We start from the raw sequence: 22,661 nt of genomic DNA on the forward strand, positions 1-22,661 counted from the left end.
TCCGTGCACGACTGTTGTTTTGCGTTTGGTGCTGTGGCTCAATGTTCGATTATGTGCTGTGCCTCACAGGTTCGAGGCACTTCAGCCCTCTCGACAGGACGACGCCTTGAGACGACAAATGCCCCGATCCCGCACTGTGTTGAGGACGGTGGCCTGCGCCGCCGCACTTCTGATACCCGTCGGTGCCACGCTGGTCCCGGCCGCGGCGGCCACCCCGGCCACGGCCGCCTCCGCCACGCCGGCCACCTTCGCGGCCGGTGACCCGGCGACGGCCGTACACGGGCTGAAGGGCGAGTACTACAGCATGTCCGCGCCCGGTGCGCGGGACTTCGACACGCTCGGCGGTGTCGCCCTGGAGCCGCAGATCAACTTCCCGGGCCTCACCGGAACGTTCGAGTCCACCACCGGCCGGACCGAGAACACCACCGCCCGCTGGACCGGCAACATCACGGCTCCCGAGGACGGCGACTACACCTTCGCCGCGAGCGGCGACAACGGCTTCCGGCTCTTCATCGACGGCGAGGTGGTCATCGACCACTGGGAGCCGGACTGGGACAACGAGCAGACCAGCAAGCCGGTCGCGCTGAAGGCCGGTGAGCCCCACACGTTCAAGCTGGAGATGTTCCAGGACACGGGTGGCGCCAACATGTTCCTGCGCTGGTCCAGTGCGACGCTGGCCCGGCAGATCGTGCCCGAGTCCGCGTTCACCCCGCCGGCCGACTTCGAGGTCTACCCGGTCGGCCTGAGCGTCGCCGACGACGGCCTGAAGCTCCAGGCGGTGTTCGAGGACGAGGTCAGCGACTTCGCCACGCTGAAGGATCACCTCAGGATCGAGGCGGACACCTCGCCGATGCCGGTGAAGTCCGTCGCCCGCACGCCCGGCAACCCCCACGCGCTGACCGTCACCCTCACCGCGCCCGTCCTGAAGGGCCAGCAGGTCCGGGTCGCCTACGACGGCGAATCGGGCCTCCGGGTGGGCGGCGAGAGTGTTCCGCAGATCAGCCGCAGCGCCGGGAACCTGTCCACGCACCGGCTGACCACGGCCTTCGGCGACAAGGTCGACCGCGACCACCCGCTGCCCGAATACCCCCGGCCGCAGCAGGTCCGCGACGACTGGAAGAACCTCAACGGGTCCTGGGAGTTCGCCGGAGCCGCCGCGGGCGAGCAGCCCGTCTTCGGGAAGAAGCTGGAGGAGCGGATCACCGTCCCGTACCCCGTCGAGTCGCAGCTCTCCGGTCTTGAGCGCCACGAAGACCACATGTTCTACCGGAAGCTCGTCACCGTTCCGAAGAACTGGTCGGTGAAGGGCGGCAAGGGCGACAAGAGCGGCAAGGCCAACCGGCTGAAGCTCAACTTCGGCGCCGTCGACTACGAGGCCCGCGTCTGGGTCAACGGCAAGCAGGTCGCCGAGCACACCGGCGGCTACACCGCCTTCAGCGCCGACATCACCGACGCGGTCAAGGGCAGCGGCCCGCAGGAGATCGTCGTCGCGGTCACCGACACCACCGGCGCCGACCAGCCCACGGGCAAGCAGTCGGCCAACCCCGGCGGAATCTTCTACACCGCCTCGTCCGGCATCTGGCAGACCGTGTGGATGGAGCCCGTCGCCCCGGCCGCGGTCGACTCCCTGACGGCCACCCCCGACATCGACAAGGGCCGGCTCGCCCTCACGGTCAACTCCGAGGACGCCTCGAAGTCCGCCCGGATCACCGCGGTCGCCCGTGACAAGAAGGGCAAGGTCGTCGGCAGGGTCACCGGCCCGGCCAACCGCGAGCTGAGCCTGCCGGTCGCGAAGCAGCACCTGTGGACGCCCGACGACCCGTACCTCTACGACCTGAAGGTCACCCTCGACGACGGCCGTTCCAAGGACACCGTCGACAGCTACTTCGGCATGCGGTCCTTCGGCGTCGCGAAGGTCGGCGGCTACCAGAAGCTGGTCCTCAACGGGAAGCCGTTCTTCTCTCTCGCCCAGCTCGACCAGGGCTTCTACCCGGACGGCCTGAACACGGCACCCAGCGACTCCGCCCTGCTCTTCGACCTGAAGGCGCAGAAGGACCTCGGCTTCAACTCGGTGCGCAAGCACATCAAGGTCGAGCCGGCCCGCTGGTACTACCACGCCGACCAGCTCGGACTGCTGGTCTGGCAGGACTTCGTCTCCGGCAACATCACCGGCGAGAAGGGCCAGAAGGCCTTCCTCGACCAGGGCGCCGAGATGATGAAGCAGCTGCACAACTACCCGTCGATCGGCGCCTGGATCGTCTTCAACGAAGGCTGGGGCGAATGGGACCGCACCGAGACCGGAAAGATCACGGAGAAGGTCCAGGCCGCCGACCCCTCCCGTGTCGTGAACGCCCACAGCGGTGTCAACTGCTGCAACTCCAAGGGTGATTCGGGCAAGGGCGACATCATCGACCACCACGACTACAACAACACCGACCCGGCCTTCCCGGACGACAACCGTGCGGCCATGGACGGTGAGCACGGCGGCTTCACCCTGCGGTCGCCCGGACACATGTGGCCCGGTGCGCCCACCGCGATCTACAGCGGTGTCGCCGACAAGGCCGCGCTGACCGCCAAGTACGTCGAGAACACCCGCAAGTACTACCTGGAAGCGGCCGGCGCCGAACTCTCCGGCTCCATCTACACCCAGGTGACCGACCTGGAGAACGAGCTCAACGGCCTCTGGACGTACGACCGCCGTGAGATCAAGGTCGACCCGGCCCCGGTGCGCAAGATCAACCAGGAGGTCATCGCCGCCGGCGCCGCCGCCGGTGAGCGGGACGAGATCAAGGGCGGCGGCGCCTGGTCCCTCGACGAGAACAAGGGCACCGAGGCCGCTGACAGCGGGCCGAACCGCAAGGACCTCACGCTCGCCGAGGGAACGTCCTGGGCGCCCGGCGTGCAGGGCTCCGCACTGAAGTTCAACGGCGAGGGGCAGTACGCGCAGACCGACGGCCCGGTCGTCGACACCGCCGGTGACTACACCGTGTCGGCCTGGGCATCGCTCGACGCCCTGCCCGGCAACTACGCCACCATCGTCAGCCAGGACGGCCGGCGCCAGGAGAACCCGTTCTACCTCCAGTACGGTCAGGGCGGCTTCGCCTTCTCCACCCCGGGCGCCCACCGCGCCCGGCTGGAGATGACGCCCGAGCTCGGCCGGTGGTACCACGTGGTCGGTGTCCGCAGCGGTGACGAGATCAAGCTGTACGTCGACGGCAAGCTCGCCGCGACCTCGGCAGCGGGGACCGCCGATGTCAGCACCGGCGCCCTGTCCGTGGGCCGCGCCAAGTGGTCGGGCGACAACACCGACTTCTGGAACGGGTCCGTCGACCAGGTCGCGGTGTACGACAAGGCCCTGACCGCGGACGAGGTGAGCGCGCTGCACGACACCGTGCAGCCGTGACCCCGGGTGTTCGCGAACCCCTGGACACCAGAACGACTGAATCGCTGAACGACTGAGTCAATGAACCACTGAACGCTGCCTGTTGCCGCATCCGTGCGGCGGCAGGCAGCGGCATGCCCCCGCCCCGGCGAACCTGCCGGGGCGCCGCCGTGTGAGGATCAGGGGATGGGAGAGCCGGAGATCCGCCACCGCCGCGACGACGACCTGAAGGCGTGTGTCGAGGCGCTGGCCACGGTGCACGACGCGGACCGCTACCCGGCCGAGTGGCCGGCCGATCCGGGAGGCTGGCTGACACCGGACGGCATGCTCGGCGCCTGGGTGGCGGTGGACGGCCCGGACGTCGTGGGTCATGTGCTCCTGACCCGTACGGACGGTGTACTGGCGGCCGACGTGGGTCTTCCGCCGGAGGAACTGGCCTCGGTGGCCCGGCTGTTCGCGACGGCGTCGGCGCGCCGGCGCGGCGTGGCGAGTGCCCTGCTCGCCACCGTGACGACGGCTGCGGCGGACGACGGACTGCGGGCGGTCCTGGAGGTGGAGGCCGGCGGCGAGGCCGCCGTGGCCCTCTACGAACGTGCCGGGTGGCGCCATGCGGGCAGCCGCTCCGGTGACTGGACGACGGCAGACGGCCGGACGGCGCGGTTGCACACATACGTCTCCCCGGGCGCGGGGACGCGGTAGACGGCCGACGGCCCGGACACGACGCGGTCGGCGTCGCATCCGGGCCGTGGCCCGTACAGGGAGGCGGCGGGCGGAGTCAGATCACGGCGCCCAGGGCGCCTCCACCGCCCAGGTGGTGTCCTCCGTGAACGTGGCCGGGTTGTCCCAGGCGTGCCCGCCGCCCGGTGTGGCCAGCCACACCTCCGAGTCGATGTGCCGCAGATAGCTGCCGGGCAGATTGGCGCTGGACAGCCGCACGCCTCCCGTACCGCCGACCGCACACCAGGTGGCGTCGGCCTTGAAGAGCGCCGAGCCGTCGTTGGCGTCCCTCCGCACCCGGAAGTCACGGTGCCGGAGGTACTCGCCGGGATAGTTGCGGGACTCGAGCGAGTAGCAGTTGCTGTTGGCGAGCCCGGCGACGATCTTCCAGGTGGCGTCGTTCTTCAGCAGCGTGCTGCTCGCCCCGTCGACGACCGCGGTGAAGGCGAGCGCGTCCTGATGGCGCAGGTACTTAGTGGTGTGCCCGGGGGTCGTGACCCGGAGCGACTTGTACTGCCCGGTGGGCAGGGTCACCGGCGGGGCCGGATTGCGCGAGGCGTTGATGAGGGCCTGGTTGGCGGCCCTCACGCGCGCGGTGTCCACCTTGACGACCTGGCGGTCGTAGGTGAGCAGCCCGTTCGCCTCGTTCTCCACATCGGTGATCTCCGTGTACACGGAGGCGGAGAGGCCCGAGGGCAGCTGGCCGACACGGATGCTGTCGAGCAGCCCGACGAACCGGTTGTTCAGCGCGGAGACGCTCGCCTGGTCCTCGTAACTGAAGCCGCCGCCGGGGAACCACTCGTGCCCCGGGACCTTGTAGCCGAGGCCGCCGAACTCACCGAGGACCGCGGCTCTCGTCGCGGTCGGCGCGGTGTTGCCGGGGCCGACGTAGATGTGGTTGTCGACCACGTCCCCGTTGCCGCCGTCCACCGAACCGCAGCAGTTGACCCCGCTCATGTTGTTGACCAGCCGGGACGGGTCGTACGCCTTCACCTCGTTGGCGATCCTGGCCTGGTCGTACTGCCCCCAGCCCTCGTTCTGGTCGACCCACATCACCAGGGAGGGCGAGCTGCGGTGCTGGTCGATGATCGCGTGGAACTCGGACTCCCACTGGGTGCGGGCCGCGGAGTCGGGGCTCTTGCCGGTGTCCATGGCCGGCATGTCCTGCCAGACCAGCAGGCCCAGCCTGTCCGCCCAGTAGAACCAGCGCTGCGGTTCGACCTTGATGTGCTTGCGGACCATGTTGAAGCCGAGGTCCTTGTGCGCCTGGAGGTCCGACTTCAGGGCGGCGTCGGTCGGTGCGGTGTAGATGCCGTCCGGCCAGTAGCCCTGGTCCAGGGTGCCGGTCTGGAAGACGAACTTCCCGTTGAGGACGGGACGCAGTACACCGTCGACCTTCGCCACGGCGATCGACCGCATGCCCGCGTAACTGCCGGCCGAGTCCGTGACCGCCGAGCCGTCGAGAAGCTCCGCCTTCACGTCGTACAGGAACGGGTCCTCCGGAGTCCACAGATGCGGGTTCGGCACCGGGACGGAGACCTCGGAGCCGACGGTTCCGGTAGCCGTGCCGACGACGTTCCCGCCGCTGGAGACGGTGACCCGGGCGCTGCGTCCGGCCGCGGACGCGCCCTGCACCTTCACCCGCAGGGTGCTGTCGCCCAGGTTCGGCGTCATGTCGAGCCGGGTGATGTGGGCCGCCGCGACCGGCTCCAGCCATACGGTCTGCCAGATTCCGGAGGCCGCGGTGTAGAAGATGCCGCCGCCGCTGTGCGGCTGGACGTCATTGATGCGCTGCTTGCCGACGGCCTGGCCGCCCGTCTGCGTCGGGTCGTACACGGACACCACGACGGTGTTCGTCCCCCCGTTGAGCTGCGGGGTGATGTCGTACGCGAACGAGTCGTACCCGCCCTTGTGCGCGCCGACCTGGGTGCCGTTGACCCATACCGTGGTCTGCCAGTCGGAGGCGCCGAAGTTCAGCTCGACCCGGCGGCCGTTCCAGTTCGACGGCACGGCGAAGGTGCGCTTGTACCAGAGCTTGTCGTTCTCGGTGATCTTCCGCTGGATGCCGGAGAGCGCGGACTCCGCGACGAACGGCACCCGGATCTGATCGGGGAACGACGCCGGCTGCCCGGCGTCCCGGCCGGTCACCGCGAAGTCCCAGATGCCGTTGAGGTTGGCCCAGTCGGGGCGCGTCAGCTGCGGGCGCGGGTACTCGGGCAGCGGTGTGTCGACGGGGACCTGGCCGGTCCACGGCGTCGTCATCGGGGACGGCTTGGGCGCCCAGGAGGCGGCACCGGCGGGGGCCGTTCCGACTCCCACCAGCGCCGAGGACACCAGCGCCAGCAGTCCGGTCGTGACGACCGCCCGTCTCCACCACGGCCTCCGGCCGGGCACACGTAAACGACTCATGGTCTCGTCTCCTTCGTCAGGTTCTGTTCCGGTACGGGAAACTCCCCGCGCCGGGTGGCGCGGGGAGCGGTGCGGGATGGCGTGGAACAGTCAGGAGGGCCGGACCAGCTGCCAGAGGTGGTCGTCGGTCCCGTTGTCGTCGAACTGGACGACATGGGCGCTGTCGGCGGTGGACATGGTGTCGACGCCGAGGACCTTGCCGGAGTGGCGGTTGCGGATGCGGTACCAGCCGTCGCCGTCGGGGACCAGCTGCCAGAGGTGGTCGTCGGTCCCGTTGTCGTCGAACTGCACGACATGGGCGCTGTCGGCCATGGACATGTTGTCCACGCCGAGGACCTTGCCGGAGTGGCGGTTGCGGATGCGGTACCAGCCGTCGCCCTCCGGTACCAGCTGCCAGTCGTGGTCGTCGGTGCCCGTGTCGCCGAACTGGACGACATGGGCGCTGTTGGCCGTGGACATGGTGTCGACGCCGAGGACCTTGCCGGAGTGGCGGTTGCGGATGCGGTACCAGCCGTCGGAGAGCCAGGGCTCCGCGCCCGGATCGGTGGTGGGGAACGAGGTGATGCGCAGCCGCGCCGCCCCCATCGGGACGAGCGTGATCTCCTCCACCGGCTGGGAGCTGCCGGCCGGACCGTCCTGGAGCGGGGCGACGACGTGCTCGCCGTCCGCCGTCCACTCCGGGATCCGCCGGGCCATCGCCGTCATGGTCAGCGGGGTGCCGTCGAGCGTGAAGGGGTTGGTGTCCTTGACATGGTGGGCGCTGTGGTGGCGCAGCGAGGCCGCCGGCCTCCGTTCGTCGAGGACGAGCCCGTAGTTCCACGGAGTCGTGGCGTGCACCGCGTACTCCGGGAACTGTTCGGTGCCGCCGATGCGCTCGTACTCCTCGTCGATACGCAAGGAGTACGTGAGCGGGCCGCGGTCCACGCTCACGGCACCGTGGTTGTGCTCCCAGGTGCGGACCGTGGTCTTCTGCGGGAAGCGGAGGGTCACCCGGTCTCCGTCGGCCCACGTGCGGTCGACGCGGGTGAACGCCGGTCCTGCGGGGGCGTCGACCGGACGCCCGTTGACCTGGATCTCCGGGCTGTCGCACCAGGCGGGGACGCGCAGCACCAAGGGGAACGACAGCCGCTTCGGCGCCTTCAGCGTCAGAGTGACCGTGTCCGTGAAGGGGTAGCCGGTCTCCTCGGTGAAGGTGACCTCGGTGCCGTCCGCGACCTTCGCGGTGACCTCGCAGCCCGCGTACATCGCGGCGGCCAGACCCCCGTCCGGGGTGGCGAGCCACAGCTCCTCGACGAAGTACGGCCAGCCCATGCCGTAGTTGTGCGGGCAGCAGCGGTACTGGTCGACGCCGGGCAGGAACGCCTGCATGGCGAAGCCGTTCTGGAACTGCCGGCCGTTCTTCGGCACGTTGTCCAGGTCCACGCTGTTGGCGCTGGTGATGTAGTGGACCGCCCTGCCGGACGGGTCGAGCGAGGCGGGCAGCGAGTTGAACGCCAGTTCCTCGCAGCGATCGGCCCACAGCGGGTCGCCGGTGATCCGGGTCAGCAGCTGGTGGCTGGCCATGAACTCGACGATCCCGCACGTCTCGAAGCCCTGCCGGGGGTCGCCGTGCCCGGGCCGTGCGTTCTCGTCCCCGGCGAAGCCGCCGCCGGGGAACTGCCCGTACTGGTCCATGGCCTTGCCGTACGTCCCGTACGTGTTCCGGGTGTCGTCGGCCGAGCCGCTGCGCAGCGCGTACTGGGCGGGCTCGCGGAAGCCCTGGGCGATGTTCACGTTGTGCGGGTTGACCAGGTTGTCGCCCCAGTCGGCGCCGTTCGCGTGGATCTTGTCGGCGAGGTCGAGGAGGAAGGTGTCGCCGGTGCGGTTGAAGAGCCAGAAGACGCTGTCCAGGCCGTCGCCCCAGCGCAGGGCGATCCAGCTGGTGTTGAAGGCGCCGGGCCCCTGGGCGTTCATGTAGCGGAAGAACCGGCTGAGGAAGGGGATGACCCGGGTGTCGCCCGCGTACTCCTGCCAGGAGCGCAGGGCCTGGATCAGCGGCAGGAAGGGCCAGAAGTCCGGGCCGCCGTTCAGGGACGTACGCAGCGCCTTCGGGCCGAAGAAGCCGTCGGGCTGCTGGGTGGTGAGGATCGCGTCGAACCAGCGGCGCACGGCAGCCAGGGCCTTGGCGTCGCCGGTCACGATCGCGAGGTCGGTGTATCCGCGCAGCCAGTACGGGACTTCCTCCCAGCCGCCGAGTTCGGGGCGGACCCAGCCGGTGGTGGTGAAGTCGAGGAAGTGCGAGAACTCCTCGTAGCGGCCGCACAATCCGTCCAGCTGGAGCTTCAGCTGTCCGGCCAGCCAGCCGCGGGCGGTGACCCTGCCGGGCGGGAGCTTCAGGAAGGCGGTCGGGTGCAGCGGTGCCGCGTTGGGGGAGTAGTGGCCGCCGTGGGCCGGCTTCACCCGGTGTCCGGCCGCGGTCGCGGTGGAGGCCCAGCGGCCGGACGCGGCCGTGGTGGCGGCCACGGTGGCCAGCGCACCGGCCATGAGTTGTCTGCGGTTCAGGGGCATGGAGGGCTCCTGCTCTCGGCCGGCCGTGCGGGGCACCGGCTCGGAAACGGCACATGACACTGCGGGACTTGCCGGACACTGCGGGGCCTCGCCAGGCCGCCCACCGGGCCCGGGTGCGGACCCCGGACGCGCGCACGGCAAGGCACGCCGTCGCGACCGGAGGGGTGACGCGGCAACATGCTTGCAACGTTGGAAAATTGGGTACCGGCGGTATGACAGCACGGTGCCGGGCCGCTGTCCAGGGGTGCGGCGGCAACCGGTGCGGTGGGAGTCGTCCATCCGTGCCGGGAGACTCCGACACATTTTGGAAACGCATCGACCACGCTCTTGCCGCCCGTGCCACGGCGCCTATATAACGTTGTAAACCGAGCCGCCGAGAGGCCGCGCAGACTCTCACGACCACAGTTCGTCCAGCTAGCCCCTGTCGTCACACTCCCGCCTGCCCCGCCCTTCGGGCGACGGCGGGAGTGTGACGACAGGACCTGGCGGGGTCGTGAGGGATGCAGTGACATCAGCCGCCGAGTGGCAGCCGATGCATCGTCCCGCCATGCCCGACCGCACGCCCATCGGCGTGCCGTCATCCCGCCAAGGAGCTCCCGCGCATGATGATCCAGCGTCGAACCCGTACCCTCGCCGTGGCCTGCCTCCTCGCCGCCACCGCCACGCTGGCCGCCTCCGGCTGCTCCAAGTCGGAGAGCTCGGACACCGCGACCACCGACAGCAGCCAGGGCGCCCAGGCGGCCAAGACCCCGGAGTCCTCCTCCGGTTCGGGCTGCTCGCTGCAGACCTACGGCGCGCCGAAGCTGGACCTGAAGAACGCCGTGGTCGGCTTCTCCCAGTCGGAGAAGGAAGCCAATCCGTTCCGTATCGCCGAGACCCAGTCCATCAAGGACGAGGCGAAGAAGATCGGCGTCAAGAAGCTGCTGACCACCAACGCCCAGTCGCAGCTGTCCAAGCAGATCAGCGACATCCAGGACATGCTGTCGCAGGGCGCCCAGTTCCTCATCGTCGCCCCGCTGAACTCCGACGGCCTGGAGCCGGCGCTCAAGGCCGCCGCCGCCAAGAAGGTCCCGGTCCTCACCATCGACCGCAAGGTCAACGCCACCGCCTGCAAGGACTATGTGGCGTTCCTCGGCTCCGACTTCGTGGAGCAGGGCAAGCGCGCGGCGGACGCGATGATCAAGACGACGGGTGGCAAGGGCAAGGTCGCCATCCTCCTCGGCGCCTCGGGCAACAACGTCACCACCGACCGCACCAAGGGCTTCGTCGACCAGCTGAAGGCCAAGGCCCCCGGTCTGGAGATCGTCGCCCAGCAGACCGGCGAGTTCGCCCGCGACAAGGGCCAGCAGGTCATGGAGCAGCTGATCCAGTCCAAGCCCGACATCACCGCCGTCTACGCGGAGAACGACGAGATGGGCCTCGGCGCGGTCACCGCGCTGAAGGCCGCGGGCAAGAAGCCCGGCAAGGACGTCAAGATCGTCTCCGTCGACGGCACCCGCAACGCCGTCCAGGCCCTGGTCAACGGCGAGTACAACGCCGTCATCGAGTCGAACCCGCGCTTCGGCCCGCTGGCCTTCGCGACCGCCCAGAAGTTCTACGCCGGCGAGGCGATCCCGGAGAACGTCATCATCACCGACCGCGCCTACGACGAGTCCAACGCCAAGGCCTCGCTCGGCGGCGCGTTCTGACCGGGGCTCGCCCCAGCCGCCCGTAGCGCCGGCGGGCCCACCGGCCGGCCCGGCCGCGTACCGATCCGTACGCGGCCCCCGGCCCGTACCGGACCCGCCGACCACCCGCCGCCGTGACGCCGCAACCCGTCACGGCGGCCCCGGGCCCACACCCTTGGAAGAGCGGAAGGCCAAGAACAGCCATGGCACCACCCGAAGCAGTACCGCAGCCGCCGCAGCCGGCCGCCGACGCGAAGGAGGCATCCGCACCGGCCGCCGACGCGAAGGAGGCATCCGCACCGGCCGCCGACGCGAAGGAGGCGTCCGCACCGGCCGTCGACGTGAGGAAGGCGCCCGCGCCGGCCGCCGGCGTGTCACCGGACTCCGCGTCGGCCGCGTCCGTCCTCGAAGCCCGCTCGGTGAGCAAGCGTTTCCCGGGCGTCGTCGCCCTCGACGGAGTCTCCTTCACCCTGCGCGCCGGGGAGACCCACGCACTCGTGGGGGAGAACGGAGCAGGCAAGTCCACCCTGATCAAGGTGCTGACCGGCGTCTACCGCCCCGACGAGGGCGAACTGCGGCTGGCCGGCGAACAGATCGCCTTCGCCCGGCCGTTCGAGGCGCAGCAGGCCGGCATCTCCACGATCTACCAGGAGGTGAACCTCGTCCCGCTGATGAGCGTGGCGCGCAACATCTTCCTCGGCCGTGAGCCCAAGAACCGGTTCGGCCTGATCGACTTCGCCCGGATGCACCGCGAGACCACCGAACTCCTCGACGGCTTCGGCGTACGCGTCGACCCGAAGAGGCCCCTGCACACCCTGGGCATCGGCACCCAGCAGATGGTCGCGCTGGCCCGCGCCGTCTCGGTCAACGCCCAGGTCGTCATCATGGACGAACCCACCTCCTCGCTGGAGCCGCGCGAGGTCGAGACCCTCTTCCGGGTCATCGAGGACCTGCGCGCACGGGGCATCGCCGTGCTCTACGTCAGCCACCGCATGGACGAGCTCTACCGGATCTGCGACCGCGTCACCGTGCTCCGCGACGGACGGCACATCCACACCGGGGACCTCGCCGACCTCGACCGCATGCAGCTCGTCTCGATGATGCTCGGCCGCGACATGGCCGAGGTCCGCCGCGACGGCGTCACCAGCTTCGGTTCCGAGGGCCACGACGCCTCCCGCACCCCCGTTCTCACCGCGACCGGCCTCTCCCGCGACCACCAGCTCCACGACATATCCCTGTCGTTGTACGCGGGTGAGGTGCTGGGCCTCGGCGGGCTCCTCGGCTCCGGCCGCAGCGAGACCGCGAAGGCCCTGGCCGGCGCACTGAGCCTGGACTCCGGCGAACTCGGCATCGGCGGCCGCACCCTGCGCCGCCTCACCTCCGCCGGCGCCATCCGGGCGGGCATCAGCCTGCTGCCCGAGGACCGCAAGGCCGAAGGCATCGTGCCCGGCCTCTCGGTCCGCGAGAACATCGTGCTGGCCGCGATGCCCCGTCTCTCCCGCGCCGGCATCGTCTCGCGCGCCAAGCAGGACCGCATCGTCGACATCTTCATGAAGCGGCTGCGGATCAAGGCCGCGAGCCCCGAGCAGAAGGTCGGCGAGCTCTCCGGCGGCAACCAGCAGAAGGTCCTGCTGGCCCGCTGGCTCTGCCTGGAGCCCAAGGTCCTGCTGCTCGACGAACCCACCCGCGGCATCGACGTCGGTGCCAAGGCCGAGGTCCAGAGCCTCATCGACGACCTCGCCCGCGAGGGCCTCGCCGTCCTGCTCATCTCCTCCGACATCGAGGAACTCATCGAGGGCGCCGACCGCATCGTCGTCCTGCGCGGCGGCGCGGTCGCGGGCGAACTGTCGGGCGACGAGGTGGCCGAGAGCCATCTGCTCGAAGTGCTCGCCGACCACTCGCCTGCGCCCGCAGGGAAGGCCCCGGCCGCCAAGGAGGACCCCCGATGACCCAGGCCGCACTCTCCACCCCCGCAGCCCGGCCGCTGGCCCGGCTGCGCGACCCCGCCTGGTACCAGGAGTACGGCGTCTACCTCGCCGTCGCGGTCGTCCTCCTCTTCAACGCCCTGTTCACCGAGCACTTCATGACCGCGGACAACCTCCGCACCCAGCTCGTCCAGGTCGCCCCCATCGTCATCGTCGCCCTCGGCATGGCGCTCGTGATCGGCACCGAGGGCGTCGACCTCTCCGTCGGCTCGACCATGGCGCTGGCCACCGCGCTGCTGCCGCTCTACCTCGGGTACGGGCTGGTGCCCGCCCTCGTCATGGCGCTGCTGGCCGGTGCCGTCGTCGGAGCGATCAACGGCTCGCTGGTCTCGCTCGTAGGACTGCAGCCGATCGTCGCCACCCTCGCCCTGTTCGTCGGCGGCCGGGGCCTGGCCCTGGTCATGGCGGACGGTCAGCTCAAGCAGATCGTCAACCCCGACCTGCTGTCGCTCGGCACCGGGTCCTTCCTCGGCATCCCGCTGGTCGTCCTCATCGCCGCGGTCCTCGCGGCCGCAGTCGCCTTCCTGGTCCAGCGCACCACGTTCGGCCGCCAGGTCGTGGCCATCGGCGGCAACCGGTCCGCAGCCGCGCTCGCCGGACTGCCCGTGCGCCGCGTGCTCATCGGTGTGTACGTGCTCTGCGGGGTCCTCGCCGCCCTGGCCGGCATCCTCGCCACGGCCAGGCTCACCGCCAGCGACCCCTCCTCGCTCGGCACCCTCATGGAACTGTCCGCCATCACCGCGGTCGTCGTCGGGGGCACCCCGCTCAACGGAGGCTCCATCCGGGTCCTCGGGACGGTCGCCGGCGCCCTGCTGATGCAGCTGCTGCGCGCCACCCTCGTCAAGCACGACCTGCCCGACTCCACCGCACAGATCGCCCAGGCGGCCATCATCATCGCCGCCGTCTACGTCGCCCGGGAGCGTCGGTCCCGATGAACGAAACCTCACCCGCCCCCGTGGTCCAGGCCCCGGCCCCGCGCAAGACCCCCACCGTGGCCGGTGGCAGCACACCGGGCTCCGCCGCCGGGCAACGCGTCGCCGAACTCCTCCAGCGCCAGGGCGCGCTCGTCGTCCTGCTCACGGTCGTCGTCGTCGCGTCCTTCGTGTACCCGACGTTCGGCACCCTGGACAACGCCCGGGGTGTGACCGTCCAGGCCTCCTTCGGTGCCGTGGTCGCCCTCGGTATGACGATGGTCATCATCACCGGCGGAATCGACCTGTCCGTCGGCTCCGTCTTCGCCCTGGGCGGTGTCCTCGCCGCCTGGGCGTCCCAGTGGGGCTTCCTCGCCGCCCTGTTCGTCCCGCTCGTCGTGTGCGGTGCGATCGGACTGCTCAACGGCTTCCTGGTGGCCCGTGCCGGGATGGCACCGTTCATCGTCACGCTCGCCACCCTGCTGGGGGCGCGCGGTCTGCTCCTCGCGATCACCGACGAGGGCGCCACCACCTACCTGATCCCCAAGGGCTCCGCGTTCGCCGAACTCGGACAGGGCAGCATCTGGGGCTTCGGCTACCCGATCCTGATCGCCCTGGCGCTGTTCGGCATCGGTGGACTGGTCCTCCAGCGCACCTCGTTCGGACAGACGCTCTTCGCGGTCGGCGGCAGCAGCGACGCGGCCATGCTGATGGGTCTGCCCGTCGCCCGGACCAAGATGCTCGTCTACACGCTCAGCGGACTGCTGGCCGGATTCGCCGGTGCGCTCAGTGCCGCCAGGCTCTCCTCCGGCGTCACCATCGTCGGCGTGGGCATGGAGCTCGACGCGATCTCCGCCGTCGTCATCGGCGGCACCCTCCTGATCGGCGGCGCCGGATCGATCAGCGGCACCCTCTGGGGCGTCCTGCTGCTGGCCGTCATCCAGAACCTGATCAACCAGATCGGCGAGCTGAACTCCTCGTACCAGTCCGTCGTCAGCGGCGGGTTCCTTATCGTTGTCGTCGTGGCCCAGCGCTATCTGGCGCGCAGCCGCAGAACCACCTGAACCGGTGCCGGGGCCAGCGGGCCCCGGCACCGTTCGAGCCGAACCGGCAGAGCCGGGCCACCGCGCGTCAACGCGCGACCAGTCGATTCAGGGAGTGCCGTGGGCGTCAGCCTCAAGGACGTTGCACAACGGGCGGGCGTGTCCATCAAGACCGTGTCGAACGTGGTGAACAACTATCAGCACGTCACACCGAAGATGCGGGCCAAGGTGCAGCAGGCCATCGACGAGCTCGGCTACCGGCCGAACCTCACCGCACGCCATCTGCGCAAGGGCCGCACCGGCATCATCGCCCTCGCCGTCCCCGAGTTCGGCAACCCGTACTTCGCGGAGCTGGCCGGCGAGGTCGTCGACGCGGCCGCCCGGCACGACTACACCGTGCTGGTCGACCACACCGGCGGCCTGCGGGAGAAGGAGCTCCTGGTCAGCCAGGGATTCCGGTCCCATGTGATCGACGGCCTCATTCTGAGCCCGATCCATCTGGAGACCGAGGACCTGATGGCGCGCACCGAGACCGCGCCCCTGGTGCTGCTCGGCGAGCGCGAGTACGAGGCCCCGTACGACCACATCGCCATCGACAACGTGGCGGCGTCCCGCGAGGCCGTGCGTCACCTCATCGACCACGGCCACCGCAGGATCGCCTTCCTCGGCTCGCGCACCGGCCGCGAACGCCAGCCGGCCCATCTGCGGCTGCGCGGCTGGCGCGAGGAGCTCGCCGCCGCCGGTATCGAGGCCGACGAGTCGCTCGTCGTGGTCACCGACGGATACGGCCGCGAGGACGGGGCCACCGGCATGGCCGCCCTCCTGGACCGCGGTGAGCGGCCCGACGCCGTGTTCGCGTACAACGACCTCATCGCCATCGGGGCGATGCGCACCCTGTCCGAACGAGGGCTGCGCATCCCCGAGGACGTGGCCGTCGTCGGGTTCGACAACATCGAGGAGAGCCTCTACGGGGCCACCACGCTCACCACGGTGGCCCCCGACAAGGGCGCGATCGCCCGGCTCGCCGTCGACAGCCTCGTCGAACGGCTCTCCGGCGACCCGGTGTCCGAACCTCGGCGGCCCCGGCCCGGCTACCGGCTCGTCGTCCGCGAATCGACCGTTCCCCGGACGGCCGCCGAGCCGGCCGCCGGACCGTAGATCCGGCACCGGACCCCCCGCATCGCCGGGGGAGTCCGGCGATTGTGTCCAGGCCCGCCGTCCTCGTCCCGCCGGGCCGTCCGCTCGTCCCAAGGATCTCTGATGCCTCGCCCCACCGTGAACCGCAAACCGTTCGGCGCCCACGGGCACACGGACGTCGACGTCTGGACGCTCGACTCCGGCACCGGAGTCCGGGCGGAGATCCTCAGCTACGGCGGCATCCTGCACCGCCTCACCGTGCCGGACACCCGGGGAGCCTCCGCGTCGGTCGTGCGGTCCCTGGTCTCCCTGGACGACTACACGGGCAAGAACCCGTTCTTCGGAGCCCTCATCGGCCGCTTCGCCAACCGCATCGCGCACGGCCGCTTCGTCCTCGACGGGGCGTCGTACCGGATCCCGGCCACCGACCGGGGCCACGCCCTGCACGGTGGCCCGGACGGCTTCCACACCCGCGTCTGGGAGGCCGCGGGCGAGGCCACCGAAACCGCGGCGACGCTCCGGCTCACCCTGCACAGCCCCGACGGCGACATGGGCTTCCCCGGCGCGCTCGACGTCGCCGTGACGTACACGCTCGACACGGCGGGCACCCTCGCCCTCGACTACACCGCCGGCACGGACCGCCCCACCGTCGTCAACCTCACCAACCACGCGTACTTCGACCTCACCGCACGGGGCGACATCCTCGGGCACACCCTCCAGGTGGACGCCGACCACTACCTGCCCGTCGACGGCGAGGGCATCCCGGAAGGCCCCGCCGCGGCGGTGCGCGCGACGCCGTTCGACCTCACCGCCCCGCACCGCATCGCGGACCGCATCGCGCTCCCGGACGAGCAACTGCGCCGGGCCGGCGGCTTCGACCACTGCTGGGTCCTCAACGACCCCGGCACACCGGCCGGCCTGCGCCGCGCCGCCCGGCTCACCGCGCCCGGCGCCGAGCGGATCATGGAGGTGTGGACGACCGAACCGGGCATCCAGGTCTACACCGCCAACCAGCTGGACGGCACCCTGCCCGCCCCCGGCGGCGGGCACCACGAGCGCCACAGCGCCGTCTGTCTGGAGACCCAGCACCTGCCCGACTCGCCCAACCGGCCCGGCCACCCCAGCACCGTCCTGCGTCCGGACGACGTCTTCTCCAGCCGCACCGAGCTGAGGTTCCCGCACCTCACCGCGGCGACGGACTGACCGACGCGCCAGGGGGCGGGCCGACGGGAATGCGGGAACGGGCCCGGCTGTTGCGACGTCCATGACCTTTTTCGTGGACGTGACCGTACGGGGCTACGAGCTCGACACGCAGGGACACCTCAACCAGGCGGTGTACCTCCAGTACGCGGAACACGCGCGCTGGGAGCTGCTGCGGGCCGCCGGGCTGCCCCAGGAGAAGCTGCTGGCCGACGGAGTGGGGCCGGTCGCGCTGGAGGTCACGGTCAAGTTCCGCAGGGAACTGCGCGGCGGGGAACGGGTACGGGTGTCCTGCCGGTTCGACTACGGGCAGGGCAAGACGTTCACCATCGCCCAGCAGATCCTCAAGGAGGACGGCACGGTGGCCGCGGAGATCACGGGAGTGGCCGGCATCCTCGACCTGACGACGCGCAGGCTGGTCGCCGACCCGGGCGGCCGCCTCGCCGCGCTGGCCAAGGACCCGGAGCTGCTGAGCGGCTGACCGGGCATCAGTGGACCTTGCGGCCCGCCGCCATGGAGGCCACCGCCTTCTGGAGGCGGGCCGCCCTGACTTCGGGGGTCGTGGCCGTCATGAGACGCAGGAGCACCAGATAGCGGTCCGACCTGCTGAGCCGATCGAAGAACACCCGCGCCGGCTCGTCGGCGTCCAGGGCCGCGGCGAGGTCGTCCGGGACGGTGGCCCTGCTCTGCGACGGGTACGCCACCGCCCACCGCCCGTCGGAACGGGCGGCCTCGACCTCGGCGAGGCCTGCCGGGCGCATCCGCCCGGCCTCGGTCAGCGCCTCGACCTTCTCCACGTTGATCAGCGACCACGCACTCCGGCGACGGCGGGGCGTGATCCGCTGGAGGTAGTACACCGCGTCGAAGGACTTGCGCTGCCCGTCGATCCAGCCGAAGCAGAGCACGGAGTCGATGACCTCGGCCGCGCTCACCGACTCCACCCCGGAGTCCCGCTTGGCGATCTTCAGCCAGAGCCCGGTCCGGTCGGCGTGGTGCTTCTCCAGCCATGACTCGAGCTGGGCGATCCGCGCGAAGGGACGCGCGTTCTCCGGGGTGTCCAGGGTGTCCGTCATCCGGCTGCGCCTCCTGAGGCTGTCGGGCCCGTGCCCGGCTACAACGCCACGCTACCCATCCTTCAGGCCGGATCCTGTCCTAATGAGTTGTACTACGACGGGTCTCGTATCATGGGGATTCCCGGACGATGCGACGATGCGGAGCGACCGTGACCCCTGCCACCGCCACAGACCCGGCAGCCGGCGCCCGTACGCTGGCCCATCCCGCGCGCGAGGAGATCAGGCTCGAGTCGGTCCTGCACGCGCTCTCGGACCCGGTGCGCCTGTGCGTGGTCCGCGAACTGGCCGCCGCCGACGGTGAGCTCACCTGCTCCCGGTTCGATCTCCCGGTGACGAAGTCCACCAGTACGCATCACTTCCGGGTGCTCCGGGAGAGCGGCATCGTCCAGCAGATCTACCGCGGAACGGCCAAGATGAACGGGCTCCGTCGCGAGGACCTGGAGGCGCTCTTTCCCGGCCTGCTGGACCGCGTGCTCGAAGCGGCGAACCTCCAGGCGGGCCGCCTCCACGAGGGCTGACCACGGCCGCGTCGGGGATCCTTCGCGCCGGTCACGACGGTCAGACCGTCACACCGGGCCGTCGCCGTGTGCCGCCCCCATGAGACCGGGCCAGTCCGGGATCTTGACCGGCCCCCGGCCGAGCGACCGGCCCAGCGTCGCCTCCGCCCGCTCGATCGACAGCCAGCCGTCCCACTCCACCGGCCGCAGCCCCCAGGACCGGAGCACGGCCAGCGGGTCCGGGGACGACGTGCGTCCGGCCAGGAGGGGCGCGTCCTCGATCAGCGACGCGACGGTCTCCTTCGCGCACGAGCGGTTCGACCCGATGACCCCGGTCGGACCGCGCTTGATCCACCCCGCCACGTACTCCCCGGGCGACGGCACCCCGTCGCGCAGCACCCGGCCGGCCCGGTGCGGCACCGTGCCGTGCGCCGCGTCGAACGGCAGCCCGGGCAGGGGCATGCCCCGGTAGCCGACCGCCCGCAGCACGAGTTCGGCACGGATCTCCTCGTACGTACCGGTGTCGCGCACCCCGCCGTTTCCGTCCGGGGCGGTACGGGCGAACCGGACTCCGGCCACCCGTCCGTCCCGCTCCAGCAGCTCGACCGGGCGCAGGAAGAACCGCAGCCCGATGGTCCGATGGCGGCTGTCGCCCGTCCGGGGCGGAGCGGACGCCCATCCGCGCAGGACGTCGAGGTTCCGCCGGACCAGCGCCGGCAGCGGCGGGGTGCCCGGCCCCGCATCGCCGTACGCCGGGTCCAGGGCGAGCTCCGCCGGGTCCACGACCACCCGGGCCCCGGGGAGCGAGCCGAGTTCGCGGAGCTCCTTGGTGGTGAACCGCGCCTGGGAGGGGCCCCGTCTGCCCGCCATGTGCACCTCGCGGACCCGGCTGCCGGCCAGCACGCCGAGCGCGGGCTGCGGCACGTCGGTCGGCCGCAGCTCATCGGCGCCCCGTGCCAGGATCCGCGCCACGTCGACGGCCACGTTGCCGACGCCGATCACCACGGCCGAACGGGCCCGCAGCGCGAAGAGGTCCGTCGCCGCATCGGGGTGGGCGCTGTACCAGGAGACGAACTCGGTCGCCGAGTGACTGCCGGGGAGGTCCTCGCCGGGGATGCCCAGCGGACGGTCCGTAGCCGCTCCCACGCAGTAGACCACCGCGTCGTAGAGCTCGCCCAGCCTCCCGGGCGGCACGCCGTCCCCGCCGCCCACGGCCACATTGCCGACGAAGGTGACGCGTTCGTGTTCCAGGACCGCGCGCAGGCTCTGCTGCAGTGACTTGATCTTCTCGTGGTCCGGGGCGACGCCGTACCGCACCAGCCCGTACGGACAGGGCAGCCGGTCCAGGACGTGCACCCGCACATCGGGCAGCAGGGTCTGGGTCACCAGGGCCTGAGCGGTGTAGACCCCGCTGGGGCCCGAGCCGACGACGGCGACACGAAGCACGGCGCACCTCTTCCCTGAGGGTGTCTCCAGCATCGCACCGGCGGACCCGGTGGGGGAGAGGCGCGCCCCATGCTCTTCGGGCCATATCGTGTGCGCCGGTCACTGTCCGTCGTCAGGCGGAGAGTGCGCGCATCCGGTTGATCTCGGTGGTCTGCTGAGCCACGACATCCCCCGCCATCTCCTCGACCTGCACGTTGTTCCCCTCGGAGAGGACGTCGGTCGCCATGGTGACGGCCCCCTGATGGTGCGTGATCATGAGCCTGAGGAACAACTGATCGAAGGCCGTGCCCTTCGCGGCCCTGAGCTGCTCCAGCTGGCCGGCGGTGGCCATGCCGGGCATCGCGCCATGATCGTGCTTCCCTGACTGCCCGGACAGGCCGTGACGGCTGAGCCATCCCTCCATCGCGCCGATCTCGGGCTGCTGGGCGGCGGTGATGCGTTCGGCGAGCCGCTCGACCGTGGCCGAACGGGAGCGGGTGGGGACCAGTGCGGTCAACTCCAGCGCCTGCGTGTGGTGCTGGATCATCAGCTGCACGTACCGGACGTCCGCCGAGTTCGGAGTGTCGACCCCGGCCTCCTTGACGGCCTCCGAGGGGGACAGCGTCCGCGCGGGCTCGCCCGGTTTCCCGGGTGCCACGACCGAACCGGCCTTGTGTGCTCCGGACTTCGCGCCGTCGTCACCACCGTCCGCGTCGCAGCCGGCCGACGTGAGCACGGCTGCCGCGACGGCCGCGCCGAGCACGAGCCGGCGGAACCGCAAGGTCTGACGACGAATCAACAAAGCGACCTCCGTTGGCACAGGACTGGTTGCGCTCTGTCCTAGCACGTCAACGCACAGCTTTGATCAAAAACTTTCATTACGTCTCTGTTGCCATCTGTTGAGATGTCCATGGCAGGGACGATACTGCCGGAGTCCGTGAACCGGTCAACTACTTATGGATCCATGGGAGGACGCAGTGACCTCGTTGCACACCACCCCGGTGCGGCGCAGACGTCTGGGCGTGGCGGCAGCCGCCGCCGGGCTCTTCGCCACTCTGCTGATGGCCGGGCCCGCGGCCGCGACACCCGATCCCGGTGACGCGGCCGCGAGCCGAACCGATGTCTCCGCGACCCAGGAGGCGGAGGCGACTGCCGCGATCCGAAGCGGTGAGATACCCGGCGTGGACGAGATCGTCCACAGCCGCAACATCAGCCACCTCGCCAATGTCCCCAAGGACGCGCTCCAGGGGCTGAACACGGACCTGGCCTTCCAGGGGAAGTACGCCTTCGCCGGAAACTACGACGGCTTCCGCATCTTCGACATCAGCAACCCGAAGGTGCCCCGCACGGTCGCCCAGGTCCTGTGTCCCGGATCGCAGAACGACATCTCCGTCTCCGGGAACCTGCTGTTCCTGTCCACGGACTCCTCGCGCAGCGACAACTCGTGCACCAGCACCACCCAGCCCGCCACGGAGAAGTCCTCCTGGGAGGGCATGAAGGTCTTCGACATCAGCGACAAGCGCAACCCGAAGTACGTCGCCGCCGTCGAGACCGCGTGCGGATCGCACACCCACACGCTGGTTCCCGAGCGCAAGAACGTCTACGTGTACGTGTCCTCGTACTCGCCGAACGAGACGTTCCCGGACTGCCAGCCGCCGCACGACGGGATCTCCGTCATCAAGGTGCCGCGCAACTCGCCCGAGGACGCCCGCATCGTGAACTTCCCGGTCCTCTTCCCGGACGGCGGCAACCCGGGCGCCCCCGCCAACCCGGGCGTCTCCAAGACCACGGGCTGCCACGACATCACCGTGCTGCCGTCCAAGGACCTGGCGGCCGGTGCCTGCATGGGTGACGGCCTGCTGTTCTCCATCAAGGACCCGGAGAACCCGAAGATCATCGACCGGGTGCAGGACAACGTGAACTTCGCGTTCTGGCACTCCGCGACGTTCAACCAGCGGGCCGACAAGGTCGTCTTCACCGACGAGCTCGGCGGCGGCGGAGCGGCCACCTGCAACGAGGAGATCGGCCCCAAGCGCGGCGCCGACGGCATCTACGACATCGTCGGCAAGGGCGACCACCGCAAGCTCGTCTTCCGCAGCTACTTCAAGATCGACCGCCCGCAGGCCGACACGGAGGTCTGCGTCGCCCACAACGGTTCGATCATCCCGGTCAAGGGCCGCGACCTGATGGTCCAGGCCTGGTACCAGGGCGGCGTCTCGGTGTGGGACTTCACCGACTCCTCCCACCCGAAGGAGATCGGCTTCTTCGAGCGCGGCCCCGTCAGCACCGACGAGGTCACCACGGCCGGCCCGTGGTCGGCGTACTACTACAACGGCTACATCTACTCCAACGACATCGCCAAGGGCTTCGACGTCCTGAAGATCGACGACCGGCGGACCGACCCGGCGAAGCGGGTGCGTACGGACGAACTCAACGTCCAGACGCAGCCGGACTACTTCGACCGCTGAGCCACCGCGCTCGCTGATCCCGCCGGTCCCGTCCGGGCTTCCCGGGCGGGACCGGCGTTTCGCGGCCCGTAAGTTCATTGACCGATCCGCCGCGCCGGGACATGCTGTACCCCCGCACCGGCAGGCGTGATACGCGCAGTCCGTCACGCGGTCCCCGGACCGTCATCCGGCCGGGGTGACCGGCTGGTTCCGGCGACGCA

At 70.4% G+C, this 22,661-nt stretch carries 16 protein-coding genes; 11 read left to right on the forward strand and 5 right to left on the reverse strand.

What is annotated here, in order from left to right; all coding sequences use genetic code 11:
• Positions 1-118 precede the first annotated feature (118 nt).
• Positions 119-3,403, forward strand: a complete 3,285-nt coding sequence (locus OG959_RS35845) for a LamG-like jellyroll fold domain-containing protein (protein WP_326665262.1) — start codon at positions 119-121, stop codon at positions 3,401-3,403.
• A 165-nt stretch (positions 3,404-3,568) separates the two neighbouring features.
• Positions 3,569-4,081 carry a GNAT family N-acetyltransferase gene (locus OG959_RS35850; RefSeq protein WP_326665264.1) on the forward strand — a complete coding sequence of 171 codons (513 nt, stop codon included), beginning with the start codon at positions 3,569-3,571 and terminating at the stop codon, positions 4,079-4,081.
• Positions 4,082-4,162: 81 nt separating this feature from the next.
• Here OG959_RS35850 and OG959_RS35855 read toward each other — a convergent pair whose 3' ends face one another.
• Both OG959_RS35855 and OG959_RS35860 read right to left on the reverse strand, forming a co-directional pair.
• Positions 4,163-6,508 carry an AbfB domain-containing protein gene (locus OG959_RS35855; RefSeq protein WP_442805699.1) on the reverse strand — a complete coding sequence of 782 codons (2,346 nt, stop codon included), beginning with the start codon at positions 6,506-6,508 and terminating at the stop codon, positions 4,163-4,165.
• Between the two features lie 90 nt (positions 6,509-6,598).
• Entirely contained in the window at positions 6,599-9,055 is a 2,457-nt protein-coding gene (locus OG959_RS35860) for an RICIN domain-containing protein (protein ID WP_326665266.1), read from the reverse strand.
• A 602-nt stretch (positions 9,056-9,657) separates the two neighbouring features.
• On the opposite strand from OG959_RS35860, the gene OG959_RS35865 reads away from it, so the two are divergent.
• The 7 genes from OG959_RS35865 (at position 9,658) to OG959_RS35895 (ending at position 17,479) form a co-directional block, all read left to right on the forward strand.
• A complete protein-coding gene (locus tag OG959_RS35865; protein WP_326665268.1) occupies positions 9,658-10,743 on the forward strand; it encodes an ABC transporter substrate-binding protein in 1,086 nt (361 codons plus the stop codon).
• Positions 10,744-10,925: 182 nt separating this feature from the next.
• A complete protein-coding gene (locus tag OG959_RS35870) occupies positions 10,926-12,671 on the forward strand; it encodes a sugar ABC transporter ATP-binding protein (RefSeq protein ID WP_326665270.1) in 1,746 nt (581 codons plus the stop codon).
• Positions 12,668-13,642 carry an ABC transporter permease gene (locus OG959_RS35875; RefSeq protein ID WP_148015392.1) on the forward strand — a complete coding sequence of 325 codons (975 nt, stop codon included), beginning with the start codon at positions 12,668-12,670 and terminating at the stop codon, positions 13,640-13,642. Before OG959_RS35870 ends, OG959_RS35875 begins: the two co-directional genes overlap by 4 nt.
• The gene (locus OG959_RS35880) at positions 13,639-14,682 is read left to right on the forward strand and encodes an ABC transporter permease (protein WP_326665274.1); all 1,044 of its coding nucleotides are present in this window, start codon (positions 13,639-13,641) and stop codon (positions 14,680-14,682) included. The genes OG959_RS35875 and OG959_RS35880 overlap by 4 nt, the downstream gene beginning before the upstream one ends.
• A gap of 99 nt (positions 14,683-14,781) precedes the next feature.
• On the forward strand, positions 14,782-15,819 hold the full coding sequence (locus tag OG959_RS35885) for a LacI family DNA-binding transcriptional regulator (protein ID WP_326665276.1): 1,038 nt from the start codon (positions 14,782-14,784) through the stop codon (positions 15,817-15,819).
• Between the two features lie 102 nt (positions 15,820-15,921).
• On the forward strand, positions 15,922-17,001 hold the full coding sequence (locus OG959_RS35890; RefSeq protein WP_326665278.1) for an aldose epimerase family protein: 1,080 nt from the start codon (positions 15,922-15,924) through the stop codon (positions 16,999-17,001).
• 61 nt (positions 17,002-17,062) lie between these two features.
• On the forward strand, positions 17,063-17,479 hold the full coding sequence (locus OG959_RS35895) for an acyl-CoA thioesterase (protein WP_326665279.1): 417 nt from the start codon (positions 17,063-17,065) through the stop codon (positions 17,477-17,479).
• Positions 17,480-17,486: 7 nt separating this feature from the next.
• On the opposite strand, the gene OG959_RS35900 is transcribed toward OG959_RS35895, so the two are convergent.
• Complete coding sequence (locus OG959_RS35900; protein WP_326665281.1) at positions 17,487-18,071, reverse strand: YdeI/OmpD-associated family protein; 585 nt, start codon at positions 18,069-18,071, stop codon at positions 17,487-17,489.
• A gap of 128 nt (positions 18,072-18,199) precedes the next feature.
• Between OG959_RS35900 and OG959_RS35905 the strand changes: the two genes are divergently transcribed.
• Positions 18,200-18,589, forward strand: coding sequence for an ArsR/SmtB family transcription factor (locus OG959_RS35905; protein WP_326665283.1), 390 nt, complete (start codon positions 18,200-18,202; stop codon positions 18,587-18,589).
• Between the two features lie 48 nt (positions 18,590-18,637).
• On the opposite strand, the gene OG959_RS35910 is transcribed toward OG959_RS35905, so the two are convergent.
• Together OG959_RS35910 and OG959_RS35915 are read right to left on the reverse strand one after the other, a co-directional pair.
• Positions 18,638-20,014, reverse strand: a complete 1,377-nt coding sequence (locus OG959_RS35910; protein WP_326665285.1) for an FAD-dependent oxidoreductase — start codon at positions 20,012-20,014, stop codon at positions 18,638-18,640.
• A gap of 112 nt (positions 20,015-20,126) precedes the next feature.
• The gene (locus OG959_RS35915) at positions 20,127-20,795 is read right to left on the reverse strand and encodes a DUF305 domain-containing protein (protein WP_326665287.1); all 669 of its coding nucleotides are present in this window, start codon (positions 20,793-20,795) and stop codon (positions 20,127-20,129) included.
• Between the two features lie 175 nt (positions 20,796-20,970).
• Here OG959_RS35915 and OG959_RS35920 point away from each other — a divergent pair, with 175 nt between their 5' ends.
• Positions 20,971-22,461: an LVIVD repeat-containing protein gene (locus OG959_RS35920; protein ID WP_326665288.1), complete on the forward strand. Its 1,491-nt coding sequence runs from the start codon at positions 20,971-20,973 to the stop codon at positions 22,459-22,461.
• The last annotated feature ends 200 nt before the right edge of the window (positions 22,462-22,661 follow it).

Origin of the sequence: Streptomyces sp. NBC_00385 (assembly GCF_035917155.1) — a bacterium.
GTDB lineage: Bacteria > Actinomycetota > Actinomycetes > Streptomycetales > Streptomycetaceae > Streptomyces > Streptomyces poriferorum.

What these genes read in the sequence shown, in the direction of transcription:
- OG959_RS35905 (WP_326665283.1), top strand. Translation starts at nt 18,200, where the DNA reads ATGCGACGATGCGGAGCGACCGTGACCCCTGCCACCGCCACAGACCCG.
- OG959_RS35900 (WP_326665281.1), bottom strand. Translation starts at nt 18,071, where the DNA reads ATGACGGACACCCTGGACACCCCGGAGAACGCGCGTCCCTTCGCGCGG.
- OG959_RS35845 (WP_326665262.1), top strand. Translation starts at nt 119, where the DNA reads ATGCCCCGATCCCGCACTGTGTTGAGGACGGTGGCCTGCGCCGCCGCA.
- OG959_RS35880 (WP_326665274.1), top strand. Translation starts at nt 13,639, where the DNA reads ATGAACGAAACCTCACCCGCCCCCGTGGTCCAGGCCCCGGCCCCGCGC.
- OG959_RS35890 (WP_326665278.1), top strand. Translation starts at nt 15,922, where the DNA reads ATGCCTCGCCCCACCGTGAACCGCAAACCGTTCGGCGCCCACGGGCAC.
- OG959_RS35865 (WP_326665268.1), top strand. Translation starts at nt 9,658, where the DNA reads ATGATGATCCAGCGTCGAACCCGTACCCTCGCCGTGGCCTGCCTCCTC.
- OG959_RS35870 (WP_326665270.1), top strand. Translation starts at nt 10,926, where the DNA reads ATGGCACCACCCGAAGCAGTACCGCAGCCGCCGCAGCCGGCCGCCGAC.
- OG959_RS35855 (WP_442805699.1), bottom strand. Translation starts at nt 6,508, where the DNA reads ATGAGTCGTTTACGTGTGCCCGGCCGGAGGCCGTGGTGGAGACGGGCG.
- OG959_RS35875 (WP_148015392.1), top strand. Translation starts at nt 12,668, where the DNA reads ATGACCCAGGCCGCACTCTCCACCCCCGCAGCCCGGCCGCTGGCCCGG.
- OG959_RS35860 (WP_326665266.1), bottom strand. Translation starts at nt 9,055, where the DNA reads ATGCCCCTGAACCGCAGACAACTCATGGCCGGTGCGCTGGCCACCGTG.
- OG959_RS35850 (WP_326665264.1), top strand. Translation starts at nt 3,569, where the DNA reads ATGGGAGAGCCGGAGATCCGCCACCGCCGCGACGACGACCTGAAGGCG.
- OG959_RS35895 (WP_326665279.1), top strand. Translation starts at nt 17,063, where the DNA reads ATGACCTTTTTCGTGGACGTGACCGTACGGGGCTACGAGCTCGACACG.